This window comes from Streptomyces oceani (genome assembly GCF_001751245.1).
Taxonomy (GTDB): Bacteria; Actinomycetota; Actinomycetes; order Streptomycetales; family Streptomycetaceae; genus Streptomyces; species Streptomyces oceani.
Genome location: NZ_LJGU01000148.1, coordinates 138486 through 157603, shown reverse-complemented (window position 1 = coordinate 157603; position 19118 = coordinate 138486). Strand labels below are relative to the sequence as shown.

The following is a 19118-nucleotide window of genomic DNA, read 5'->3' as shown; positions in this document are numbered from 1 at the left end:
GCGCCGCTCAGTCTGGCGCGGTACGAAGCCCGGCGAAGGCCGTACGAACCACGGCCTCCGCGACCTCGTCCCGGCTGGAGCGCCCTGGCCCACCAGAACCCCCAGCCGTGTCACCGCGCTCCGGGCGGTACCACTCCACCAGCGAGTTGATCATCCCGAACAGCAGCCGGGTCGCCAGCCGGGCGTCCACGTCGCCACGCAGGTCGCCCTCCGCCGCCGCCTGCCGTAGCAGCCGGGTGACCTGCTGATCGAACTCACGGCGGCGGGCCATGGCCCAGAGCTCGGTGTCGGTGTTGCCGCGCACCCGGAGCAGCAGGGTGACGTAGGGCAGCTCGTCCATCAACACCTCAGCCGTGCGTCGAACCACGTGCTCCAGCCGGTCGACGGCTCGGCCACGCACCGCGCCGGGCTCCTCCAGAATGCCGAACAGCCCGTCCAGGGCGCGGCTTATGGCGCGACGGAGGAGTTCCTCCTTGCCCCGCACGTGGTGATAGATGGACGACTTGGAGATGCCGGCGGCCCGCGAGAGGTGTTCCATGGACGTGCCGTCGTAGCCCCGCTCGTTGAACACCCGCACCGCGACCGTCAGCAGGGACTCGGGCGTGTAGGTGTCGCGCTTGACCGGCATGCCGCCGATGCTATCCGTGCGCCGTGGGAACTTTCCCGCGCCGTCCGTCGTCATTGCCCTCGACCCCTCTTGCCCCGACCGATCGTTCGGTAGCAGTATCTGACGCGAAGCGGCCTCCGGCCAAGCGGCCGGAGGCGGCGCGTGCAACCCGCCCACCCAGTCCCAGCTCGCCGAGGAGTTGGTCATCGTGACCGCCGGAACCGCCGGATCCCCCGAGGTCGGCCCTGTGCAGCTGCTCGAGAAACACCGCGCGACCCTGGACCAGGCCCTGGAGACCATCCGCAGCCGGGCGTACTGGTCGCCACACCCGGAGCACCCCAAGGCGTACGGCGAGGGCGGCACGCTCAGCGCCGAGGAAGGCAGAGCGGCGTTCGAGGAGCTGCGCGGCAGCCGCTTCGAGCTGCCCGGCCAGCCGGGTGGTGACGGCTGGACAGCCACCGAGTCCTCGCCGTACGGCATCGCGTTGGACATCGAGTATCCGCACGTCGACGTCGGCACGCTGCTGCCCGCCATGCGGCTGGGCATGCCCGCCTGGCGGGAGGCCGGCCCGGAGGTCCGGGCGGCGGTGTGTCTGGAGATCCTGGCGCGGATCAACGCCCGCACTCACGAGTTCGCGCACGCGGTCATGCACACCAGCGGCCAGGCTTTCCTGATGTCTTTGCAGGCCGGCGGCTCCCACGCGCAGGATCGCGGCATGGAGGCGGTGGCGTACGCGTACGCGGAGCAGACGAGTACGCCCCGCACGGCGGAGTGGTCCAAGCCGCAGGGCAAGCGGGAGCCACTCGAGCTGAGCAAGTCGTTCACCGCGGTCGGACGCGGTGTCTCGCTGCTGATCGGCTGCAACACCTTCCCGACATGGAACGGCTATTCCGGGCTGTTCGCCTCGCTGGCCACCGGCAATCCCGTGCTGGTCAAGCCGCATCCGCGAGCCGTACTCCCCCTGGCGCTGACCGTCCGGATCGCCCGTGAGGTGCTGAGCGCCACCGGTTTCGACCCGAACCTGATCGCGCTCGCCGCCGAGCGGGAGGGCGAGGGCCTGGCGAAGGAGCTGGCCCTGCATCCGCAGGTGCGCGTCATCGACTACACCGGTTCCACCGCCTTCGGCGACTGGTTGGAGGCACACGCCACACAGGCCCTGGTGCACACCGAGAAGGCCGGGGTGAACACGGTCGTCGTCGACTCGACGGACGACTACCAGGGCATGCTCGCCAATCTGGCCTTCTCCCTGTCCCTCTACAGCGGCCAGATGTGCACCACCCCGCAGAATCTCCTGGTGCCGCGCGACGGTATCGACACGGACGAGGGCGCGAAGTCCTTCGACCAGGTGGTGACGGATCTGGCCGGCGCCGTCGACAAGCTGCTGGGGGATGACGCGCGGGCCAACGCGCTGCTCGGGGCGATCGTCAACGCCCAGGTGGGGGAGCGGATCGACGCCGCGGGTTCGCTGGGGGAAGTCGCTCTGGCCTCTCGTGCGGTAACCCATCCGGAATTCCCGGATGCCACCGTCCGTACTCCGGTCATCGTCAAGCTGGAGGCGACCAAACCGGAAGCGGAGGCTGCCTATCTCTCCGAGTGCTTCGGCCCCGTCTCGTTCGCGGTGGCCGTCGACTCGACTCCGGAGGCGGTGCGCCTGCTGCGACGCACCGTGCGGGAGAAGGGCGCCATGACAGTCGCGGGCTACACCACCTCCCCGGAAATGGAGCAGTTGATCGAGGACGCGTGTCTGGAGGAGTGCGCGCAACTCTCGTTGAACCTCACCGGCGGGGTGTACGTCAACCAGACGGCGGCCTTCTCGGACTTCCACGGCTCCGGCGGCAACCCGGCGGCGAACTCCGCGCTGTGTGACGGCGCGTTCGTCGCCGGCAGGTTCCGGATGGTCGAGGTGCGGCGCCCGGCATAGCGAAAGGCGCACGCCTGAGCCGGCCAGCCGGCTCAGGCGCTGCCGGATGACTGGGCCATCCAGTGGTAGAGCGTCATGGCGACACTGGTGGCGAGGTTGAAGCTGGACACCTGTGGCCGCATCGGCAGGGAGACCAACTGGTCCGCACGGGCACGGAGTTCGTCCGACAGACCGTGCCGTTCGGAGCCGAAGGCCAGCAGCGCGTCGTTCGGGAGCACCAGCGAGCGCAGGTCCGTCCCCGCCGGGTCCAGACCGTACAACGGGCCCGGAGGAAGTTCGGCGGGAGCGCGACGTGCGACGGCCGTGGCGAAGTGCAGACCCGCGCTCGCCCGCAGGACGCTCGGATGCCAGGGATCGACACTGCCCGTGGTCAACACCCCGTCGGCACCGCAGCCGGCGACCAGCCGGACGACGGCGCCGATGTTCCCCAAGTGCCGCGGATTGTCCAGCACCACCAGCGGCGCCGTACGCGGCCGTGCACGACTGTCGACCCCATCGGGACCGCCGGAGCGAAGCGGGCCGTCCGGTTGGATCGAGCTGTCCGAGCCGCGCGGGGCGCCCGGGTGGCCAGCATCGTCCCGTACGGACGTCTCCCCGGGGACCGCCACCCCAGCCGGTACGGCCAGTGCCGCCACCCCAGTGGGATGCGGACGCGGTACGAGCTGCCGCAGGGTGTCCGGCGGCACCTCCCGCAACAGCCCGCCCAACGTGTCCACCAGGTCCGGAGCCAGTTCGGTCGCCAACCGGAGCGTGGCCGCCGGCTGTTCGGCGAGCGCGAGGGGCACCCCGGCACCGAACCGCAACGCGTGCTTCAGCACGTGGAAACCGTCCAGCAGCACGGTCTCCCCGGCCAGCTCCCGCCAGCGCAGCACGGCACGCTCAGCGTGCTCGGTCCGCTCGGCGTCCGGCTCCGCGCCGGCAGCACCGGCAGCACCGGCAGCACCGCGCGGACCGTACGACACGCCTGGCTCGGCTCGGTGCTGATCGCCGGGTCCCACCCGCTGGTGCTCGGTCACCGACTCAGCGTACGGGCGAACCGGGCGACGACGAGTCGGTCGTCTCGGACTCGGCTGGCTGCCGCTGCTTGCCGACACTCGCCGACCGCGTCCGCGGACCGGCTTTCTCCGGACCTTCCGGTTCCGCCTCCGCCTCCGCGGTGCGCGCCGAGCCGTCGCCGTCAGGGCGGCGATCGCGTGTCAGACGGCCTCGCAGGCCGGAGGCACGGGCACCCATCCAGAGGAGAGCGGCGGTGGGCAGGAACACCGCGTCCGCGGCCACCATCGCGAGGGAGAAGAACGGCAAACCGAGCAGCACGGCGATACTCAGGTGCTCCACGATCATGATGACCAACAGGACGTTCTTGGCCCGCCGGTTGAGCAGCGCGAAGGGAAACGCGACCTGGACGAAGACCGTTCCGTACGTCATCAGCATGATCGCCAGCCCGTTGCTCGCGAGCACGTCGTTCAGTTCCGGCCAGGGCGCGAAGTAGTCCAGCTTCATGGGATAGAAGACGGCGGTGCCGTCCTGCCAGCGCGAGCCCTGGATCTTGTACCAGCCAGCCGTCGCGTAGACCAGGCAGACCTCGATCATGATCACCAGCAGTGCGCCGTTGTGCACCAGGTTGGCGATGATGTCGCAGAGTTGACGCGGCTCGGAGTGGTTCCGGTTCACCTTCCACCACAGGGCGTGCACCACCCACAGACCCCAGAAGACCACTGCCCAACCGGCACTCAACCCCGGACCGAGCGTGACCACCAGGAGAGTCATCCCGGACAGCGCCCACAACACCACGCCGGTGGTGTCCCGGGCCCCGGCACCCGTGTCCGACTGCCGCGACTCGCGCCGGGCGTCCAGCGACCAGACCCGGCCACAGCGGGTGAGCACGAGGTAGATGGCGATCAGGTGGATGATGTTGTCCCCGCCGTCGCCCATGAACACGCTGCGGTTCTGCAGCGAGAGCACGCCGACCATGAAGAGCACGGACATCGTCCGGGTCCGCCAGCCCAGCAGCAGGGCGGCACTGGACAGCACCGCGAGCACGTACACCAACTCGAACCACAGGTCGCTCTCCGTCCACAACAGCACCGTGAAGGAGCCGTTCGAGTCGACCAGCCGCTGTGCGAGGTCCCAGCCCCAGGGGCTGTCCGGGCCGTACAGCTCGTGTCGGTGAGGCACCTCACGCAGCAGGAAGAAGAGCCAGGTGGCGGCGAACCCGATACGTACCACGGCGCTCTGGTACGGCCCGAGGGCGGCGCCAGTCACCCGCGCGAAGCCGCGGTTCGCGGACTCCTCCAGTCGCGGCCGCCACGCGGCCAGGGACGCCCGGGCCGAGTGGGGTGGTCCCGACGACGGCGCTGGAGCCGGCGGTCGTGCGGGCGACCCCGAGCGGTCTGCCGGCCGAGGCTGGTCCGCTGTCCCTGACGGTACGGCTCCCCCGGCCGCCGTACGGGCTTCGCCCGCGGAGCGTCCCTCGTCCCGGCGACCCAACGCGGTCTCGCCGTCCTCAGCCCGGTTCCGTTCACGGGGCTCAGCGCCCCTGGCGTGCTCGCCGGGCTCGGAGCCACCGCCACGCACGCCGGGCTCCTCGCCTGCCATGTCCCCCTGCTCGGTCACCGTGCCCCCCTCAGATCCGCCTCGCTGACGTCCCACCACGGCAAGACCCAGTACTCGGTGTCGGTGTCCACCTTCTCCTCGCTCCAGTCGGGTGGGGCCACCCTGGTGGACGCCGACCGCAACTGGATGCGCTCGACCGTCCCGCCGTTGAGTTCAGGACCGAAGCGCTCCATCACGATCCGCTTCACGTACTGCTTGGACAGCTCACCACGCATCCCGGTGGGCTGGTGGTCCTCGTCGTGCGAGCCGGTGTAGAAGTCCCAGGCCCGGCGCAACTCGTTCTGCGCGGAGTGGCTCGGCAGGAGATTGCCGCGGATACGCTCGCCATCCATGGCCGAGAGGTTGACCCAGCCGGTGTTCTCCGTGCCGCCGTCGTCCTTGAGCACCTGTGCGCGGGCGTGCACGTAGATGTTCTCCTGAAGCGGGTTCGGGGCGAACAGCTTCCAGTTCTGCTCGAACTCCGGCAGGACGTAGTCGCTGACGGTGGAGCGATGCTCCTTGCTCATCGTGTTCTCCGGCGCGACGTGCAGGAAGACCATCGTCACGTGGACGATCACCGCCAGCGCCACGCCTGCCGTGGCTATGGCGACGGTGATCCGCCCGGGCAGTGACAGCGACCCGACGCCGCCACCCCGCCCTTCCTCGTCCAGAGGCTGCATGCCCTCCCCGTTCCCTCGCAGAGTTCCGCCCCAGAGGTTAGTCACACTCAGACCGGTCTTGACACCGTCCCGCAGGCGCGCACACCATTGAACCGAACGATCGGTCGGTAGGTCCGCTCAAGCCGAGGAGTCGCGTATGACAACGGTGCTGCCGGAGCAGGGCACGGACGCGGAAGCCCAGGAGTTCCAGCGGGCTTTCGACACCGCTGTCGCCGCGGACGAGCGGATCGAGCCCCGGGACTGGATGCCGGACGACTACCGAGCCACGCTCGTGCGCCAGATCGCCCAGCACGCGCACTCAGAGATCATCGGCATGCAGCCGGAGGCGAACTGGATCACCCGCGCCCCCTCGCTGCGCCGCAAGGCGATTCTGCTGGCGAAGGTGCAGGACGAGGCGGGGCACGGCCTCTATCTCTACAGCGCCGCCGAGACCCTGGGCGTCAACCGCGAGGAATTGCTGGAGAAGCTGCACAGCGGGCGGCAGAAGTATTCGTCGATCTTCAACTACCCCACCCTCACCTGGGCGGACGTAGGCGCCATCGGCTGGTTGGTGGACGGCGCCGCGATCACCAACCAAGTGCCGCTGTGTCGTTGTTCCTACGGACCGTACGCCCGTGCGATGGTCCGCGTCTGCAAGGAGGAGTCCTTCCACCAGCGGCAGGGATACGAACTCCTGCTGGAGTTGAGCCGCGGCACCGAGGCACAACACGCGATGGCGCAGGACGCGGTGGACCGTTGGTGGTGGCCCTCCCTGATGATGTTCGGGCCACCGGATGACGAGTCGGCGCACAGCGCCCAGTCCATGGCCTGGAAGATCAAGCGCCACTCGAACGACGAGTTGCGCCAGCGTTTCGTCGACATCTGCGTGCCGCAGGCCGAGGCCCTCGGGCTTACCCTGCCGGACCCGGACCTCCGCTGGGACACCGAATCCGGCCACTGGGAGTACGGCGCCATCGACTGGAGCGAGTTCAAGGCCGTGCTGCGAGGACACGGTCCGTGCAACGAGCAGCGACTCAGCCAGCGTCGTGCGGCCCACGAGAGCGGCGCCTGGGTGCGCGCGGCGGCGAGCGCCTATGCCCGCAAACGGCAGCCGACGGGCGCGCGAAACGCCACCGGCCCATCTCCCGCCGCCGAGCAGCACGTCACGGCAGGCTCCGAGGGCGGGCGGCCGGACACCGACGAAGGACCGCGGTCCAGGGAGGCGGACCCACGATGAGCAGCGACTGGCCCCTGTGGGAGGTCTTCGTCCGAGGTCGGCGCGGACTGTCCCACACGCACGCGGGCAGCCTGCACGCCCCCGATGCCGAGATGGCCCTGCGGAACGCCCGTGATCTCTACACCCGCCGCTCCGAGGGCGTCTCGATCTGGGTGGTGCCGGCCAGTGTGATCACCGCCTCCTCTCCGGACGAGAAGGACCCGTTCTTCGAGCCCGCCAGTGACAAGGCGTATCGCCACCCGACCTTCTACGAGGTTCCGGAAGGGGTGCGGAACCTGTGACGGACTCCACGGCGGCGCTGTTGGCCCGCCCCGAGCTGGCCCTCGCGGACGACGCCCTCGTCCTCTCGCACCGCTTGGGCGAGTGGGCCGGGCACGCTCCCGTGCTGGAGGAGGAGGTCGCCCTGGCGAACATCGCGCTCGACCTGCTCGGACAGGCCCGCGCTCTCTACGGCGAGTTGGGCGATGAGGACGAGCTGGCCTACCTCCGCGAGGAGCGGCAGTTCCGGAACTGCCAGCTGACCGAGCAGCCGAACGGCGACTTCGCGACCACCATCGTGCGGCAACTCTTCTTCTCCCGCTGGCAGGAGTTGTTGTACGGCCAGCTCACCGACCGTCCACTGGCGGTGAAGGCGGTCAAGGAGGTCGCCTACCACCGGGATCACGCCGAGCACTGGACGCTGCGGCTCGGGGACGGCACCCCGGAAAGTCACGAGCGCGCCCAGCGGGCCGTCGACGATCTCTGGCGATACACCGGCGAGTTGTTCCAGCCGCTGGAAGGACTGACGGTGGAGGGACACCCGGTGGACTGGGACACACTGCGAGTCAGCTGGGACGGGTACGTCGCCGACGTCCTCGACCGCGCCACCCTCAGGGTGCCGGAGAGCCCACGGCAGAGCGGCTGGCGCGCTGGCGCGGGTCGGCAGGGGCTGCACACCGAGTCGTTCGGTCGGATGCTCGCGGAGATGCAGCATCTGCACCGGAGCCATCCCGGAGCGAGATGGTAGTGATGGCCGACGAACGACTGCGCAGGATGCGCGAGGTGGCCGGCTCCGTGCCCGACCCGGAACTCCCCGCGGTGAGCCTGGCGGAGCTTGGCGTGTTGCGGATGCTGCGGGAGACGTCGGCCGGGCACATCGAAGTAGAGCTGACACCCACGTACACCGGTTGTCCCGCCCTCGCCAGCATGGCCGAGGACGTCGAACGGGTCCTCCGTGAACACGGCGCTCAGCACGTCACCGTACGAACGGTGCTGACCCCGCCCTGGTCCACCGACGACATCACGGACGAAGGGCGGCGCAAGCTCGCGGAGTTCGGGATCGCGCCTCCACGACCGGGCGGCGGACAGCATCGGACGGAACCAGTCGTCGTTGCGCTGGGCGCGACCCGAGGAGCGCCGGCAGACGGCTCAGACGAGCACGCCGCCGAGGGGAGCCAACTGGCAGAGGCCGTCGATCCGATCCGCTGTCCGCGCTGCGGATCGACGGCGACGAGCCTGCTCAGTCGTTTCTCCTCCACCGCGTGTAAGGCACTGCGGCGTTGCGACACCTGCCGTGAGCCGTTCGACCACTTCAAGGAGCTGTGACGATGTTCCACCCGCTCCGGGTCACCGGGCTCGAGTCGATCACCGATGACGCCGTGGCCGTCAGTCTTGCCGTGCCAGCGGAACTGCGCACCACCTACGCGTACGAACCGGGGCAGCACATCGCCCTCCGACGGCGCGGCTCGGACGGCGAGGAGATCCGCCGCACCTACTCCCTCTGCGCCCCCGCCACGGGGGCTCCGGACACGCTCCGGATCGGGATCCGCCGCGTCGAGGGCGGTGAGTTCTCCACTCACGCGGTCAAGGAACTGTCCGTCGGCGACACCGTCGACGTGCTGCCCCCCACCGGGCGCTTCGTCCTCCGGCCCCGCCCGGGCAGCTTCGTGGCGGTGGTCGGTGGCAGCGGCATCACGCCCGTCCTGTCCATGGCCAGCACTCTGCTGAGCGCTGAGGAGGACTCCCGCTTCTGCCTGGTGCGCAGTGACCGGTCCGCGGCGTCCACCATGTTTCTGGAGGAGGTGGCCGACCTCAAGGACCGCTATCCGGACCGGTTCCAGTTGGTGACCGTCCTCTCCCGGGAGGAGCAGCAGACCGGCCTGCCCTCGGGCCGGCTGGACCAGGCCCAGCTCACCACCCTGCTGCCGGCCGTCCTGGGCGCCTCCGGCAACACGGCGGTGGACGGCGTGGACGGATGGTTTCTGTGCGGCCCCATGGGCCTCGTACAGGAGGCCACACAGGCGCTGCACGGCCTCGGTGTGCCCCGCACGCGAGTGCATCAGGAGATCTTCCACGCCCAGGCACCGCCCGTGCCGGTGTCCGTGCCCACACCGGACTCGGCGACCGTCTCGGCCACCCTGGACGGCCGCTCCGGCAGCTGGCCGGTACGGGACGGCGAGGTCGTGCTGGAAACGGTCCTCCGCAACCGCAGCGACGCGCCGTACGCCTGCCGTGGTGGGGTCTGTGGCACCTGCCGCGCGCGATTGCTGTCCGGAGACGTCCGGATGGAACGCAACTTCGCGTTGGAGCCCGAGGAGTTGAAGGCGGGCTACATACTCGCCTGCCAGTCCCATCCGGTGACCGCTGAGGTCACGGTCGACTTCGACGCTTAGGTGCACTGATCACGAGCAGCGGCTCGACCCGTCGTGGGTCGAACCGCGATTCCGTCGTACGTCGAGCAGGATCGTGCCGCGTGCGACTCGGCCGATCCGCCCTCACACCACCTGCGCGGGACCATCTCCGGCATCGGCCACCAGCGGCCGACCCGCCTGCTCCCAGGCGAGCATGCCGCCGTCCACGTTCACGGCGTCCCAGCCCTGCTGACGCAGGTACTGCGTCACCTTGGCCGACCGTCCGCCGGCCTTGCACACGACATGGACGCGCTGGCCTTCCCCGACGTGCTCGCTCAGCTCCCCCGCCCGCCGCACGAAATCGCTCATCGGGATGTGCAGCGCCGACTCGGCGTGCCCGGCGGCCCACTCGTCGCTCTCCCGCACGTCCAGCAGGAACCCGTCGGCGGGCACCTGCTCCACTGTCAGCTGGGGCATCTGACCAAACTGCATCTCTGGGCCTTTCTTCTGCTGCTCGCCGTTCGTCATTGTTCCTGCTCCGGCCCCGGGGGCTCCGCGTCGGCGGCCCCCGACGCGGAGGTCACCACCACCCCGTCCGAGGCCAGCAGCTCCGCCAGGCGGGCTTCGCGCTGTGCCACCTGAGCGAGCAGTTGTTCCGCGATCTCGTCCAGCAAGGCGTCCGGGTCGTCCGGCGCCATCCGCAGCATGGCACCGATCGCGCTCTCCTCCATCTCCTGGACCGCCGCGGCGAGCATCTCCTTACGCCGCGCGAGCCACTCCAGCCGCGCGTAGAGCTCCTCGCCCCGGCTCAGCAGCCGCTCCGCCGTGGGGCCCTCCTCCCACTCGACGGCCAGCAGCCGCAGGGCCTCCAGATCGGCGTTGGCATAAGCCATGTTGACCCGAACCATGAAGGACTCACGACGATCCCGCTCGGAGTCGTCGGCGGCGAGGTCCGGATGGGCCTTGCGCACCAACTCCCGATACGCCTTACGGGCCTCCTCTCCCGGACGCACCCGGCTCGGCGGCCGTACGGGCTGGTCGTTGAGCATCGCCGAGCCCTCGGCGGACAGCCCCTCCGAGTCGATCCAGCCGTGAAACAGCTCCTCCACGCCCGGCATCGGGAGCACCATCGCCCGCGCCTCGTCGGCTTTGCGGACGTCCTCAGGGTCGCCCGTACGCGCCGCCACGGCCTCCGCGATCTGTGCGTCCAGCTCGTCCATGCGCGCGTACATCGGACCGAGCCGCTGGTGATGGAGACGGGAGAAGTTCTCCACCTCCACCCGGAAGGTCTCCACCGCGATCTCGAACTCGATCAGCGCGTCCTCCGCCGCCCGCACTGCCTTCTCGAGACGCGCGGTGCTCGGTTCATCCGACGGGCCGGACTCCGCGGAGCAGCTGCCCTGAGTGCCCGCCGCAGCCTGCTGCTCTGTCTGCTCGCTCTGCTCGACCTGTTCGGCTTCCGGATCGCTCACCCGGCCAGCCTACGGAACACCGGCTCGCACACCCAGTTCGGCCGTTCATCCCGGGCTCGATCTCCTCGGCCGGCTCCCGGACAGCTCAGGCTCGGGCCGACTCCTTACCGGAGAAGTCGGGACAGCCGGCCGACTCCTGCGCGGGCAGGTGCTCCTCGGCCCACCTGGTGAGCTCCTCCATGGCAGGGCGCAGCGCCGAACCGGCACGCGTCAGCTCGTAGCCGACTCGCAGTGGCGGACCGTGATCCACCTTTCGCATGACCAGGCCCATCTCCGCCAGCTCAGAGAGCCGGTCGGACAGCATGCGCTCGCTGATCCCTGGTACGGCGCGGCGCAGTTCGGCGAAGTACCCGGGACCGTTTATCAACGCCGCGATGATCAGGCCGGTCCAGCGCTTGCCCAGCATCTCGAAGACCCGGGTGATCGACGCCTTGGGTTCCGTGCAGGTCCCGGAGTGCTCCATGTCGGGACGCGACGCGTCGTCGACGATAGCTTCCCGCCGCTCTGCCATGTCTTCACGATACTGCATCCGAACAAGTAGGTGCAGAAAAGTAAGTACCTATGATAGAAGTAGTTACATACTCAACCTCAGTAACATACTGACTGGAGCCCTCTTATGGCCACCCTGCTGCACCTCGACTCCTCTCTCAACGGAGAGAAGTCACACTCCCGCGCCGTGACCGCCGCGTTTCGCCGCACCTGGGAGGCCGAGCACCCCGACGGAACGGTCCGCTACCGCGACCTCGCCGCCGACCCCCTGCCGCACATGACGGCGCCCGCCTACTACGCGAGTTTCGTGGCCTCGGAGGAGCGCACCCCGGAGCAGGCGTCCGCGGTCGCCCTCCGCGAGGAACTGCTGGAGGAAGCCGAGTCCGCCGACCTCATACTCCTCGGTGCACCGCTGTACAACTACACGATCTCCTCCAGCCTCAAGGCATGGTTCGACCACGTCGTGACCATGGGCCGCACCGTCGCCGCCAACCCGCCCTCACTGGCCGGCAAGCGCGCCGTGGTCGTCGCGAGCCGGGGCGGCTCGTACCAGCCGGGCACGCCGCAGGAAGGAAACGACCACGCGCTGCCGTACCTGCGGATGATCCTGGGGGAAAAGCTGGGCCTGGAGACCGAGTTCATCATCCCGGAGCTGACCCTCGCCCCCTCCACACCCGCGATGTCCGAGCTGGTCCCGCAGTTCGAGGAGTCCCAGGCACGGGCCCTGGCCGACGCCGAGGCGAAGGCGAAGACACTGGCCACACAGCTGGCCTCGTAAACCTCCCAGAACAGCCCCCGACCAGGCTGCCGAGACCCCGTCGGCGTTCGCGGTACGTCCCCCACGGCCCTGTCTGAGGACGCCGGAACCCGGCGGGGCCGATGGCCCGTACGCCGGGACGGTGGAGTCGCGGCCAACCCTCGTGCCGCCGGAGCAGCCGGACACACTGAAGCGGGCCGGTGCACGTGAACTCACTCACGTACATCGGCCCGCTCGGCGCTTTCGCACTGTGCGCGAGGGGGGAGTTGAACCCCCACGCCCTTTCGGGCACTGGAACCTGAATCCAGCGCGTCTGCCTATTCCGCCACTCGCGCATGGGTGCTTCCCCACATCATGAGGAAGGTCCTTCGGTAGGCCCCCGATCGGTTGCCCGCCGATGTCCAGAAGATTAGCACGCTGACCGGGGTGTCATCACATCCGTATTCACCCGCCCTCGCGCTCCTCCGGAAGAGACTGCTCCGAGCGCCCGCGTTCCGTGCAAGGGTGTGAGAGGTGACACTCAAGGACGGGGGCGTGACGGGGAACCAGCCGATTTCCCCACGCGTGGATACGATCAGTGGGCCGTATCGGCAATGTGGCCGTATCGGTGACGGGGGGCCGGGCAGGGAGAGACTGGGGCGACGCGGCCCGACTGCGCTCGGAGACACTGGAGCGGAGACACTGGAGCGGAGACCACCGCACTAGTTCAGCGGCCATCTGGGAAGGAGGTGCACCGTGGGAGTGCTGAAGCGTTTCGAGCAGCGGCTCGAGGGTCTGGTCAACGGCACCTTCGCGAAGGTCTTCAAATCCGAGGTGCAGCCCGTCGAGATCGCCGGTGCCCTGCAGCGCGAGTGTGACAACAACGCAACGATCTGGAATCGCGAGCGCACCGTCGTCCCCAACGACTTCATCGTCGAGCTGAGCACCCCCGACTACGACCGACTCAGCCCCTACTCGGGCCAGTTGGGCGACGAACTGTCCAGCATGGTGCGGGACTACGCCAAACAGCAGCGGTACACCTTCATGGGCAACATCAAGGTGCACCTGGAGAAGGCGGAGGACCTCGACACCGGCCTCTACCGGGTACGCAGCCGCACGTTGGCCTCCAGCTCCTCACAGTCCCCGGCCAGTGCCGCCCCCACCCAGGCGGGCGCGCCCGGCGGCCCGCCCCCGGCCGGCCCGGGCGGACAGAGCGGCTTCCCACCGCGTCCCGCCGGTTCGCCTCCGATGCCCTCCTCCCCACCAGCGGCTCCGTCGTACGCCCCCGGGTCCGGTGGTCCGCTGCCGCGGGCCGAGACCCGCCGCTGGATCGAGATCAACGGAAACCGTCACCAGATCTCCCGTGCCACCCTGGTGCTGGGCCGCAGCACGGAGGCCGACGTACGCGTCGACGACCCCGGAGTCTCCCGCAGGCACTGCGAGATCCGCGCCGGCGAACCGTCCTCGATCCAGGATCTCGGCTCCACTAACGGCATCGTGGTGGACGGACAGCACACCACTCGCGCTACGCTCCGCGACGGCTCGCGCATTGTCGTGGGCAGTACCACCATCATTTACCGGCAAGCCGAAGGGTGAAGCGGGGGCAATGTCAGAGCTGACCCTCACGGTCATGCGGTTGGGCTTTCTCGCCGTACTGTGGCTGTTCGTCATCGTCGCCGTGCAGGTCATCCGCAGCGACCTGTTCGGTACCCGGGTGACCCAGCGCGCCGCGCGGCGCAACGACTCGCGCGCCCAGCGGCAACAGCCGCCACAGCGCCAGCAGCAACAGCCCCAGCCGGCCAGGCGTGGGCGGGGCAACCGCGGCGCACCCACGAAGTTGGTGGTCTCCGAAGGGTCGCTCACGGGCACGACCGTCGCGCTCCAGGGGCAGACCATCTCCCTGGGCCGGGCCCATGACTCGACAATCGTGCTGGATGACGACTACGCGTCCAGCAGACATGCCAGGATCTACCCGGACCGTGACGGCCAGTGGATCGTCGAGGATCTCGGTTCCACGAACGGTACGTACCTTGACCGGACCCGACTCACCACGCCGACGCCGATTCCGCCCGGCGCGCCGATCCGTATCGGCAAGACGGTCATCGAGCTGCGGAAATAGACAGGCCGAAGACATGACGACCGGAGGGTGGGCACCGTGCGGATGTACCCGGAGCCAACGGGCGAGGTGCGCATGAGTCTGTCACTGCGCTTCGCCGCCGGATCGCACGACGGAATGATCCGCGAGCACAACGAGGACTCCGGCTATGCCGGACCCCGTCTGCTCGCGGTCGCCGACGGGATGGGCGGACAGGCCGCCGGCGAGGTCGCCAGCTCGGAGGTGATCTCCACCTTCGTGCAGCTGGACGAGGACGTCCCCGGGTCCGACATCCTCACCTCGCTGGGCAACGCCGTTCAGCGGGCGAACGACCAACTACGCCTCATGGTCGAGGAGGACCAGCAGCTGGAGGGCATGGGCACCACGCTCACCGCGCTCCTGTGGACGGGACAGCGGCTCGGCCTGGTGCACGTGGGCGACTCGCGCGCGTACCTCCTGCGCGACGGCCGTCTCGAGCAGATCACCCAGGACCACACCTGGGTGCAACGCCTGGTCGACGAGGGGCGGATCACCGAGGAGGAGGCGACCACGCATCCGCAACGCTCGTTGCTGATGCGGGCGCTGGGCAGCGGCGACCACGTGGAACCGGACCTGTCGATCCGTGAGGTACGCGCCGGCGACCGCTATCTGCTGTGCTCCGACGGCCTTTCCGGGGTCGTCTCGCACCAGACGCTCGAGGAGACCCTGGGCAGCTACCAGGGCCCGCACGAAACGGTCCAGGAACTCATCCAGTTGGCGTTGCGTGGCGGCGGTCCCGACAACATCACCTGCCTCGTCGCGGATGTCCTGGATGTCGACAGCGACTCACGCGCCGAGCAGTTGAACGACACCCCGGTGATCGTCGGTGCCGTCGCGGAGAACCAGCCGCAGCTCGGCAATGACGCCCAGACCCCGGCCGCCCGTGCCGCCGAACTCGGTCGCCAGGTGCCGCCCCAACAACAGGCGGGCGGAGCCACGCCACCCGAGGGCACCTTCGGGCCGCCCGGCAGCGGCAGCGGTCCGAGCCCCGCGCCACCACCACCCGTGGGGAGCTTCGGCGCCTACACGAACGAGGACTTCACCAAGCCGCAGCAGCGCGCCAAGTGGGGAAAGCGCTCGCTGATCATCGCCCTCGCCCTGGTCGTCGTCGGCGCCGCGCTGTACGGCGGCTACCGGTGGACGCAGTCGCAGTACTACGTCGGGGCGAAGGACGACGATCACGTCGCGCTGTACCAGGGCATCAACCAGGAGCTGGCCGGCATCAGCCTCAGCCAGGTGCACGAGGACCACCGCGAGATCGAACTCAAGTACCTGCCGATGGTCCAGCGCGACAAGGTCGAGGAGACCATCGCCGCGGGCAGCCTCGAGGAGGCCGAGGACAAGGTCCGCTCACTCGCCACCCAGGCGAGGGTCTGCAAGATCGTCGCCGAGCAGGAGCAGGACCAGCCACCAGCCGACGGCAACAAGGACGGCAAGGACCAGAAGGACGGCGGCAAGGGCGACCAGTCGTCCGACGCCGGCCGCAGCGGTGGCGCGGGCGCCGGTGACCGGGCCCAGACCGAGTCCGACAAGGACGGCCGCGACAAGAACCAGCGCGACGACAAGAGTTCCAGCTCTCCGACACCCGGCCCTCAGCTCTCGGAGGAAGAGCGCGAGCTCGCCAAGACGTGCACCGCACCGTAGGGGGCCGCAGCAGCGATGAGCAGTAACGTCAACATCAACACCGGCAGCAACACCACGGTGTCCCCCGGTGGCCTGCCCAGCCGCCGCAACACCGAGCTGGCGATGCTCGTCTTCGCCGTGCTCATCCCGGCGTTCGCGTACGCCAACGTCGGTCTCGCCAAGGACGGCGAGATCCCCGCCGGCATGCTGGGCTACGGGCTGGGCCTGGGCGTGCTGGCCGGCATCGCCCACCTGGTCGTACGCCGTTGGGCACCGTACGCGGACCCGCTCATGCTGCCCGTCGCGACCCTCCTCAACGGCCTCGGCCTGGTGCTGATCTGGCGTCTCGACCAGGAACCGACCATCACCACACCGGCACTCGGCGGAGCGATGGCCCCCGGACAGCTGATGTGGTCCACGCTCGGGGTCGCCCTCGCCCTCGGCGTGCTGATCTTCCTCCGGGACCACCGGGTCCTCCAGCGCTACACCTACATCTCCATGGTGGTGGCGCTGATCCTGCTGATCCTGCCGATGTTCTTCCCGGCACGCTACGGCGCCCGCATCTGGATCACCATCCCGGGCGTCGGGTCCCTACAGCCCGGCGAGTTCGCAAAGATCATCATCGCGGTCTTCTTCGCCGGCTACCTGATGGTCAAGCGGGACGCGCTCGCGCTGGCCAGCCGCCGCTTCATGGGCCTGTACCTGCCGCGTGGCCGCGACCTCGGGCCCATCCTGGCGATCTGGGCGCTCAGCCTGATGATCCTCATCTTCGAGACCGACCTGGGCACCTCGCTGCTGTTCTTCGGCCTCTTCGTCATCATGCTGTACGTCGCCACCGAGCGCACCAGCTGGGTCGTGTTCGGGCTCGGGCTGAGCGCCGCCGGCGCCGTCGCCGTGGCCTCCTTCGCCGGCCACGTGCAGAGCCGGGTGGACAACTGGCTCAACCCGCTCGCCACGGAGAACGGCGCGGTCACCGAGACCGCACAGGCCATGTACTCCTTCGGCTCGGGCGGCATGCTCGGCTCCGGGCTCGGACAGGGGTACTCCCGACTGATCGGCGGCATCGCCCCCAAGAGCGACTACATCCTCGCCACGGTCGGCGAGGAGTTGGGCCTCACCGGCCTGATGGCCATCCTCGTGCTCTACGGCCTGCTGGTCGAGCGCGGCATGCGCACGGCGCTGGCGGCCCGTGACCCCTTCGGCAAACTTCTCGCCGTCGGCCTCACCGGCGCCTTCGCCCTTCAGGTGTTCGTGGTCGCCGGCGGTGTCACCGGCCTCATCCCACTGACCGGCATGACGATGCCCTTCCTCGCCCAGGGTGGCTCCTCGGTGATCGCCAACTGGGCACTGGTCGCCATCCTGCTACGCATCAGCGACACCGCGCGCAGGCCGGCTCCAGCTCCGGCTCCATCCCCTGACGCCGAGATGACCCAGGTGGTCCGACCATGAACAAGCCACTTCGACGGGTCGCGATCTTCTGCGGCCTGCTCATGCTCTCCCTGCTGCTGCGCGCCAACTGGGTCCAGTTCGTCCAGGCCGAGGAGCTGTCCAACGACAAGAACAACCGCCGGGTCGCGATCGACCGTTACGCACAGCCCCGTGGCGACATCCTCACCAGCGACGGGAAGCCCATCACCGGCTCCACGGAGACCGACAGCGCCGACTTCAAGTACAAGCGCACGTACAAGAACGGCGAGTTGTGGGCCCCGGTCACCGGATACGCCTCCCAGGCGTTCGGCGCCAGCCAGCTCGAGGCGCTGAACGACGGCATCCTCACCGGTGACGACGACCGGCTGTTCTTCAACCGGACCATCGACATGCTCACCGGCAAGGAGCAGCAGGGCGGCAACGTGGTCACCACCCTGGACCGGGAGGCGCAGAAGGCCGCGTTCGAGGGCCTGGGGCAGCGGAAGGGCGCGGTCGCCGCGATCGACCCGCAGAGCGGCGCCGTACTCGCGCTGGCCAGCACGCCGTCGTACGACCCCTCCTCGTTCGCCGGTAACGGCGAGAAGGACTCGGAGGCCTGGTCACAGCTGCAGAAGGGGAACAATCCGGACGAGCCCATGCTGAACCGGGCGCTGCGCCAGACCTACCCCCCCGGTTCTACCTTCAAGGTGGTCACCGCGGCCGCGGGGCTGGAGAGCGGCAAGTACACGCTGGACGACAAGACGAACTCCCCGGACCCGTACCTGCTGCCCGACTCCAGCACCAAGCTCGGCAACGAGGGCGACAACCCGGCCTGCAAGAACGCCTCCGTCCGGGTCGCGATGCAGTGGTCCTGCAACACGGTCTTCGCCAAGATGAGCGACAAGCTGGGCAACGACGAGATGCGCGAGATGGCGCAGAAGTTCGGCTACGGCGAGGACGAGCTGGACATCCCGGTACGTGCCGCGGAGAGCGTCTACCCCGAGGACAACCGGCCGCAGAACGCCATGGCCGGCATCGGCCAGGCCAGCAACCGCGCCACCCCGCTGCAGATGGCGATGGTGGCCTCCGCGGTGGCCAACGACGGCACCCTGATGAAGCCGTACATGGTGGACAAGTTGGTCGCGCCGAACCTCAACGTCATCGAACAGACCGACCCGCAGGAGATGAGCGAGCCCGTCTCCTCGGAGAACGCGCAGAAGCTGCAGGAGGCCATGGAGACCGTCGTGCAGGACGGCACGGGAACCACCGCGCAGATTCCCGGCGTCACAGTCGGCGGAAAGACCGGTACGGCACAGCACGGTGAGAACAACAGCAAGAATCCTTATGCCTGGTTCATCTCGTACGCGAAGGGCGAAGACGGCAATTCACCCGTGGCTGTCGCCGTCGTCATCGAGAGTTCGGACACACAACGGGACGAGATCTCGGGCAGCAAGCTGGCGGCTCCCGTCGCGACTGACGTCATGAAGGCGGTCCTTGACAACAAGCAGTGATCCGGCGTCGGTGCAGTCGGTGACCTCAGTCACCGCCACCGCCTGAGAGACCTCGCCGCGGACGGGTACCGTATGCCGAGCAGCACACCGCCGGCGCCCGTACGCCAGGTGCGGCCCGGAC

The 19118-nt window shown here is 69.0% G+C and carries 19 protein-coding genes and 1 tRNA gene; 12 read left to right on the top strand and 8 right to left on the bottom strand.

All coding sequences use genetic code 11. The features are described from left to right. Positions 1 to 7 precede the first annotated feature (7 nt). On the bottom strand, positions 8 to 628 hold the full coding sequence (locus AN216_RS22470) for a TetR/AcrR family transcriptional regulator (RefSeq protein WP_070198553.1): 621 nt from the start codon (positions 626 to 628) through the stop codon (positions 8 to 10). Between the two features lie 187 nt (positions 629 to 815). Here AN216_RS22470 and paaN point away from each other — a divergent pair, with 187 nt between their 5' ends. Next, positions 816 to 2528 carry a phenylacetic acid degradation protein PaaN gene (gene paaN, locus AN216_RS22465; protein WP_070198520.1) on the top strand — a complete coding sequence of 571 codons (1713 nt, stop codon included), beginning with the start codon at positions 816 to 818 and terminating at the stop codon, positions 2526 to 2528. 32 nt (positions 2529 to 2560) lie between these two features. Here paaN and AN216_RS22460 read toward each other — a convergent pair whose 3' ends face one another. From AN216_RS22460 to AN216_RS22450, 3 genes are all read right to left on the bottom strand, one after another. Continuing rightward, positions 2561 to 3400 (bottom strand): TrmH family RNA methyltransferase, encoded by an 840-nt coding sequence (locus tag AN216_RS22460; RefSeq protein ID WP_107402069.1) that lies wholly within the window; start codon positions 3398 to 3400, stop codon positions 2561 to 2563. 148 nt (positions 3401 to 3548) lie between these two features. Further along, on the bottom strand, positions 3549 to 4844 hold the full coding sequence (locus AN216_RS22455) for an HTTM domain-containing protein (protein ID WP_170843197.1): 1296 nt from the start codon (positions 4842 to 4844) through the stop codon (positions 3549 to 3551). Positions 4845 to 5137: 293 nt separating this feature from the next. Then, on the bottom strand, positions 5138 to 5800 hold the full coding sequence (locus tag AN216_RS22450) for a DUF5819 family protein (protein WP_070198517.1): 663 nt from the start codon (positions 5798 to 5800) through the stop codon (positions 5138 to 5140). Between the two features lie 136 nt (positions 5801 to 5936). Here AN216_RS22450 and paaA point away from each other — a divergent pair, with 136 nt between their 5' ends. The 5 genes from paaA to AN216_RS22425 are packed head-to-tail and all read left to right on the top strand — an operon-like array spanning position 5937 to position 9667. Beyond that, positions 5937 to 7016 carry a 1,2-phenylacetyl-CoA epoxidase subunit PaaA gene (paaA, locus tag AN216_RS22445; RefSeq protein ID WP_079166858.1) on the top strand — a complete coding sequence of 360 codons (1080 nt, stop codon included), beginning with the start codon at positions 5937 to 5939 and terminating at the stop codon, positions 7014 to 7016. Continuing rightward, complete coding sequence (gene paaB / locus AN216_RS22440; RefSeq protein ID WP_070198516.1) at positions 7013 to 7297, top strand: 1,2-phenylacetyl-CoA epoxidase subunit PaaB; 285 nt, start codon at positions 7013 to 7015, stop codon at positions 7295 to 7297. Before paaA ends, paaB begins: the two co-directional genes overlap by 4 nt. Then, the gene (gene paaC, locus AN216_RS22435; protein WP_070198515.1) at positions 7294 to 8022 is read left to right on the top strand and encodes a 1,2-phenylacetyl-CoA epoxidase subunit PaaC; all 729 of its coding nucleotides are present in this window, start codon (positions 7294 to 7296) and stop codon (positions 8020 to 8022) included. The genes paaB and paaC overlap by 4 nt, the downstream gene beginning before the upstream one ends. Positions 8023 to 8024: 2 nt before the next feature. After that, on the top strand, positions 8025 to 8600 hold the full coding sequence (locus tag AN216_RS22430; RefSeq protein WP_070198514.1) for a PaaD-like zinc ribbon domain-containing protein: 576 nt from the start codon (positions 8025 to 8027) through the stop codon (positions 8598 to 8600). Positions 8601 to 8602: 2 nt separating this feature from the next. After that, on the top strand, positions 8603 to 9667 hold the full coding sequence (locus AN216_RS22425; protein ID WP_070198513.1) for a 2Fe-2S iron-sulfur cluster-binding protein: 1065 nt from the start codon (positions 8603 to 8605) through the stop codon (positions 9665 to 9667). A gap of 102 nt (positions 9668 to 9769) precedes the next feature. Here the strand turns inward: AN216_RS22425 and AN216_RS22420 are convergent, their stop codons facing one another. From AN216_RS22420 to AN216_RS22410, 3 genes are all read right to left on the bottom strand, one after another. Beyond that, positions 9770 to 10117 (bottom strand): rhodanese-like domain-containing protein, encoded by a 348-nt coding sequence (locus tag AN216_RS22420; protein WP_070198552.1) that lies wholly within the window; start codon positions 10115 to 10117, stop codon positions 9770 to 9772. A 32-nt stretch (positions 10118 to 10149) separates the two neighbouring features. After that, positions 10150 to 11097 carry a J domain-containing protein gene (locus AN216_RS22415; RefSeq protein WP_079166856.1) on the bottom strand — a complete coding sequence of 316 codons (948 nt, stop codon included), beginning with the start codon at positions 11095 to 11097 and terminating at the stop codon, positions 10150 to 10152. An 85-nt stretch (positions 11098 to 11182) separates the two neighbouring features. Then, on the bottom strand, positions 11183 to 11608 hold the full coding sequence (locus AN216_RS22410) for a winged helix-turn-helix transcriptional regulator (RefSeq protein WP_079166866.1): 426 nt from the start codon (positions 11606 to 11608) through the stop codon (positions 11183 to 11185). A 105-nt stretch (positions 11609 to 11713) separates the two neighbouring features. Here AN216_RS22410 and AN216_RS22405 point away from each other — a divergent pair, with 105 nt between their 5' ends. Next, positions 11714 to 12364, top strand: a complete 651-nt coding sequence (locus tag AN216_RS22405) for an FMN-dependent NADH-azoreductase (protein WP_070198512.1) — start codon at positions 11714 to 11716, stop codon at positions 12362 to 12364. A 230-nt stretch (positions 12365 to 12594) separates the two neighbouring features. Here the strand turns inward: AN216_RS22405 and AN216_RS22400 are convergent. Beyond that, a tRNA-Leu gene (locus tag AN216_RS22400) sits at positions 12595 to 12678 on the bottom strand. Between the two features lie 400 nt (positions 12679 to 13078). Between AN216_RS22400 and AN216_RS22395 the strand changes: the two genes are divergently transcribed. From AN216_RS22395 to AN216_RS22375, 5 genes are all read left to right on the top strand, one after another. After that, positions 13079 to 13918, top strand: coding sequence for an FhaA domain-containing protein (locus tag AN216_RS22395; RefSeq protein WP_070198511.1), 840 nt, complete (start codon positions 13079 to 13081; stop codon positions 13916 to 13918). Between the two features lie 10 nt (positions 13919 to 13928). Then, entirely contained in the window at positions 13929 to 14441 is a 513-nt protein-coding gene (locus AN216_RS22390) for an FHA domain-containing protein FhaB/FipA (protein ID WP_070198510.1), read from the top strand. A gap of 72 nt (positions 14442 to 14513) precedes the next feature. Then, positions 14514 to 16100: a Stp1/IreP family PP2C-type Ser/Thr phosphatase gene (locus tag AN216_RS22385; RefSeq protein WP_244502592.1), complete on the top strand. Its 1587-nt coding sequence runs from the start codon at positions 14514 to 14516 to the stop codon at positions 16098 to 16100. A gap of 15 nt (positions 16101 to 16115) precedes the next feature. Further along, positions 16116 to 17528 carry an FtsW/RodA/SpoVE family cell cycle protein gene (locus AN216_RS22380; protein WP_070198508.1) on the top strand — a complete coding sequence of 471 codons (1413 nt, stop codon included), beginning with the start codon at positions 16116 to 16118 and terminating at the stop codon, positions 17526 to 17528. Beyond that, on the top strand, positions 17525 to 18997 hold the full coding sequence (locus AN216_RS22375) for a peptidoglycan D,D-transpeptidase FtsI family protein (protein WP_070198507.1): 1473 nt from the start codon (positions 17525 to 17527) through the stop codon (positions 18995 to 18997). Before AN216_RS22380 ends, AN216_RS22375 begins: the two co-directional genes overlap by 4 nt. Positions 18998 to 19118 lie beyond the last annotated feature (121 nt).

Bases quoted from the DNA above. Each gene is read 5' to 3' on its own strand.
- AN216_RS22405 (WP_070198512.1), top strand. From the start codon at position 11,714: ATGGCCACCCTGCTGCACCTCGACTCCTCTCTCAACGGAGAGAAGTCA.
- AN216_RS22385 (WP_244502592.1), top strand. From the start codon at position 14,514: ATGAGTCTGTCACTGCGCTTCGCCGCCGGATCGCACGACGGAATGATC.
- AN216_RS22410 (WP_079166866.1), bottom strand. From the start codon at position 11,608: ATGGCAGAGCGGCGGGAAGCTATCGTCGACGACGCGTCGCGTCCCGAC.
- AN216_RS22430 (WP_070198514.1), top strand. From the start codon at position 8,025: ATGGCCGACGAACGACTGCGCAGGATGCGCGAGGTGGCCGGCTCCGTG.
- AN216_RS22450 (WP_070198517.1), bottom strand. From the start codon at position 5,800: ATGCAGCCTCTGGACGAGGAAGGGCGGGGTGGCGGCGTCGGGTCGCTG.
- paaA (WP_079166858.1), top strand. From the start codon at position 5,937: ATGACAACGGTGCTGCCGGAGCAGGGCACGGACGCGGAAGCCCAGGAG.
- AN216_RS22380 (WP_070198508.1), top strand. From the start codon at position 16,116: ATGAGCAGTAACGTCAACATCAACACCGGCAGCAACACCACGGTGTCC.
- AN216_RS22425 (WP_070198513.1), top strand. From the start codon at position 8,603: ATGTTCCACCCGCTCCGGGTCACCGGGCTCGAGTCGATCACCGATGAC.
- AN216_RS22375 (WP_070198507.1), top strand. From the start codon at position 17,525: ATGAACAAGCCACTTCGACGGGTCGCGATCTTCTGCGGCCTGCTCATG.
- paaB (WP_070198516.1), top strand. From the start codon at position 7,013: ATGAGCAGCGACTGGCCCCTGTGGGAGGTCTTCGTCCGAGGTCGGCGC.
- AN216_RS22470 (WP_070198553.1), bottom strand. From the start codon at position 628: ATGCCGGTCAAGCGCGACACCTACACGCCCGAGTCCCTGCTGACGGTC.
- AN216_RS22390 (WP_070198510.1), top strand. From the start codon at position 13,929: ATGTCAGAGCTGACCCTCACGGTCATGCGGTTGGGCTTTCTCGCCGTA.
- AN216_RS22420 (WP_070198552.1), bottom strand. From the start codon at position 10,117: ATGCAGTTTGGTCAGATGCCCCAGCTGACAGTGGAGCAGGTGCCCGCC.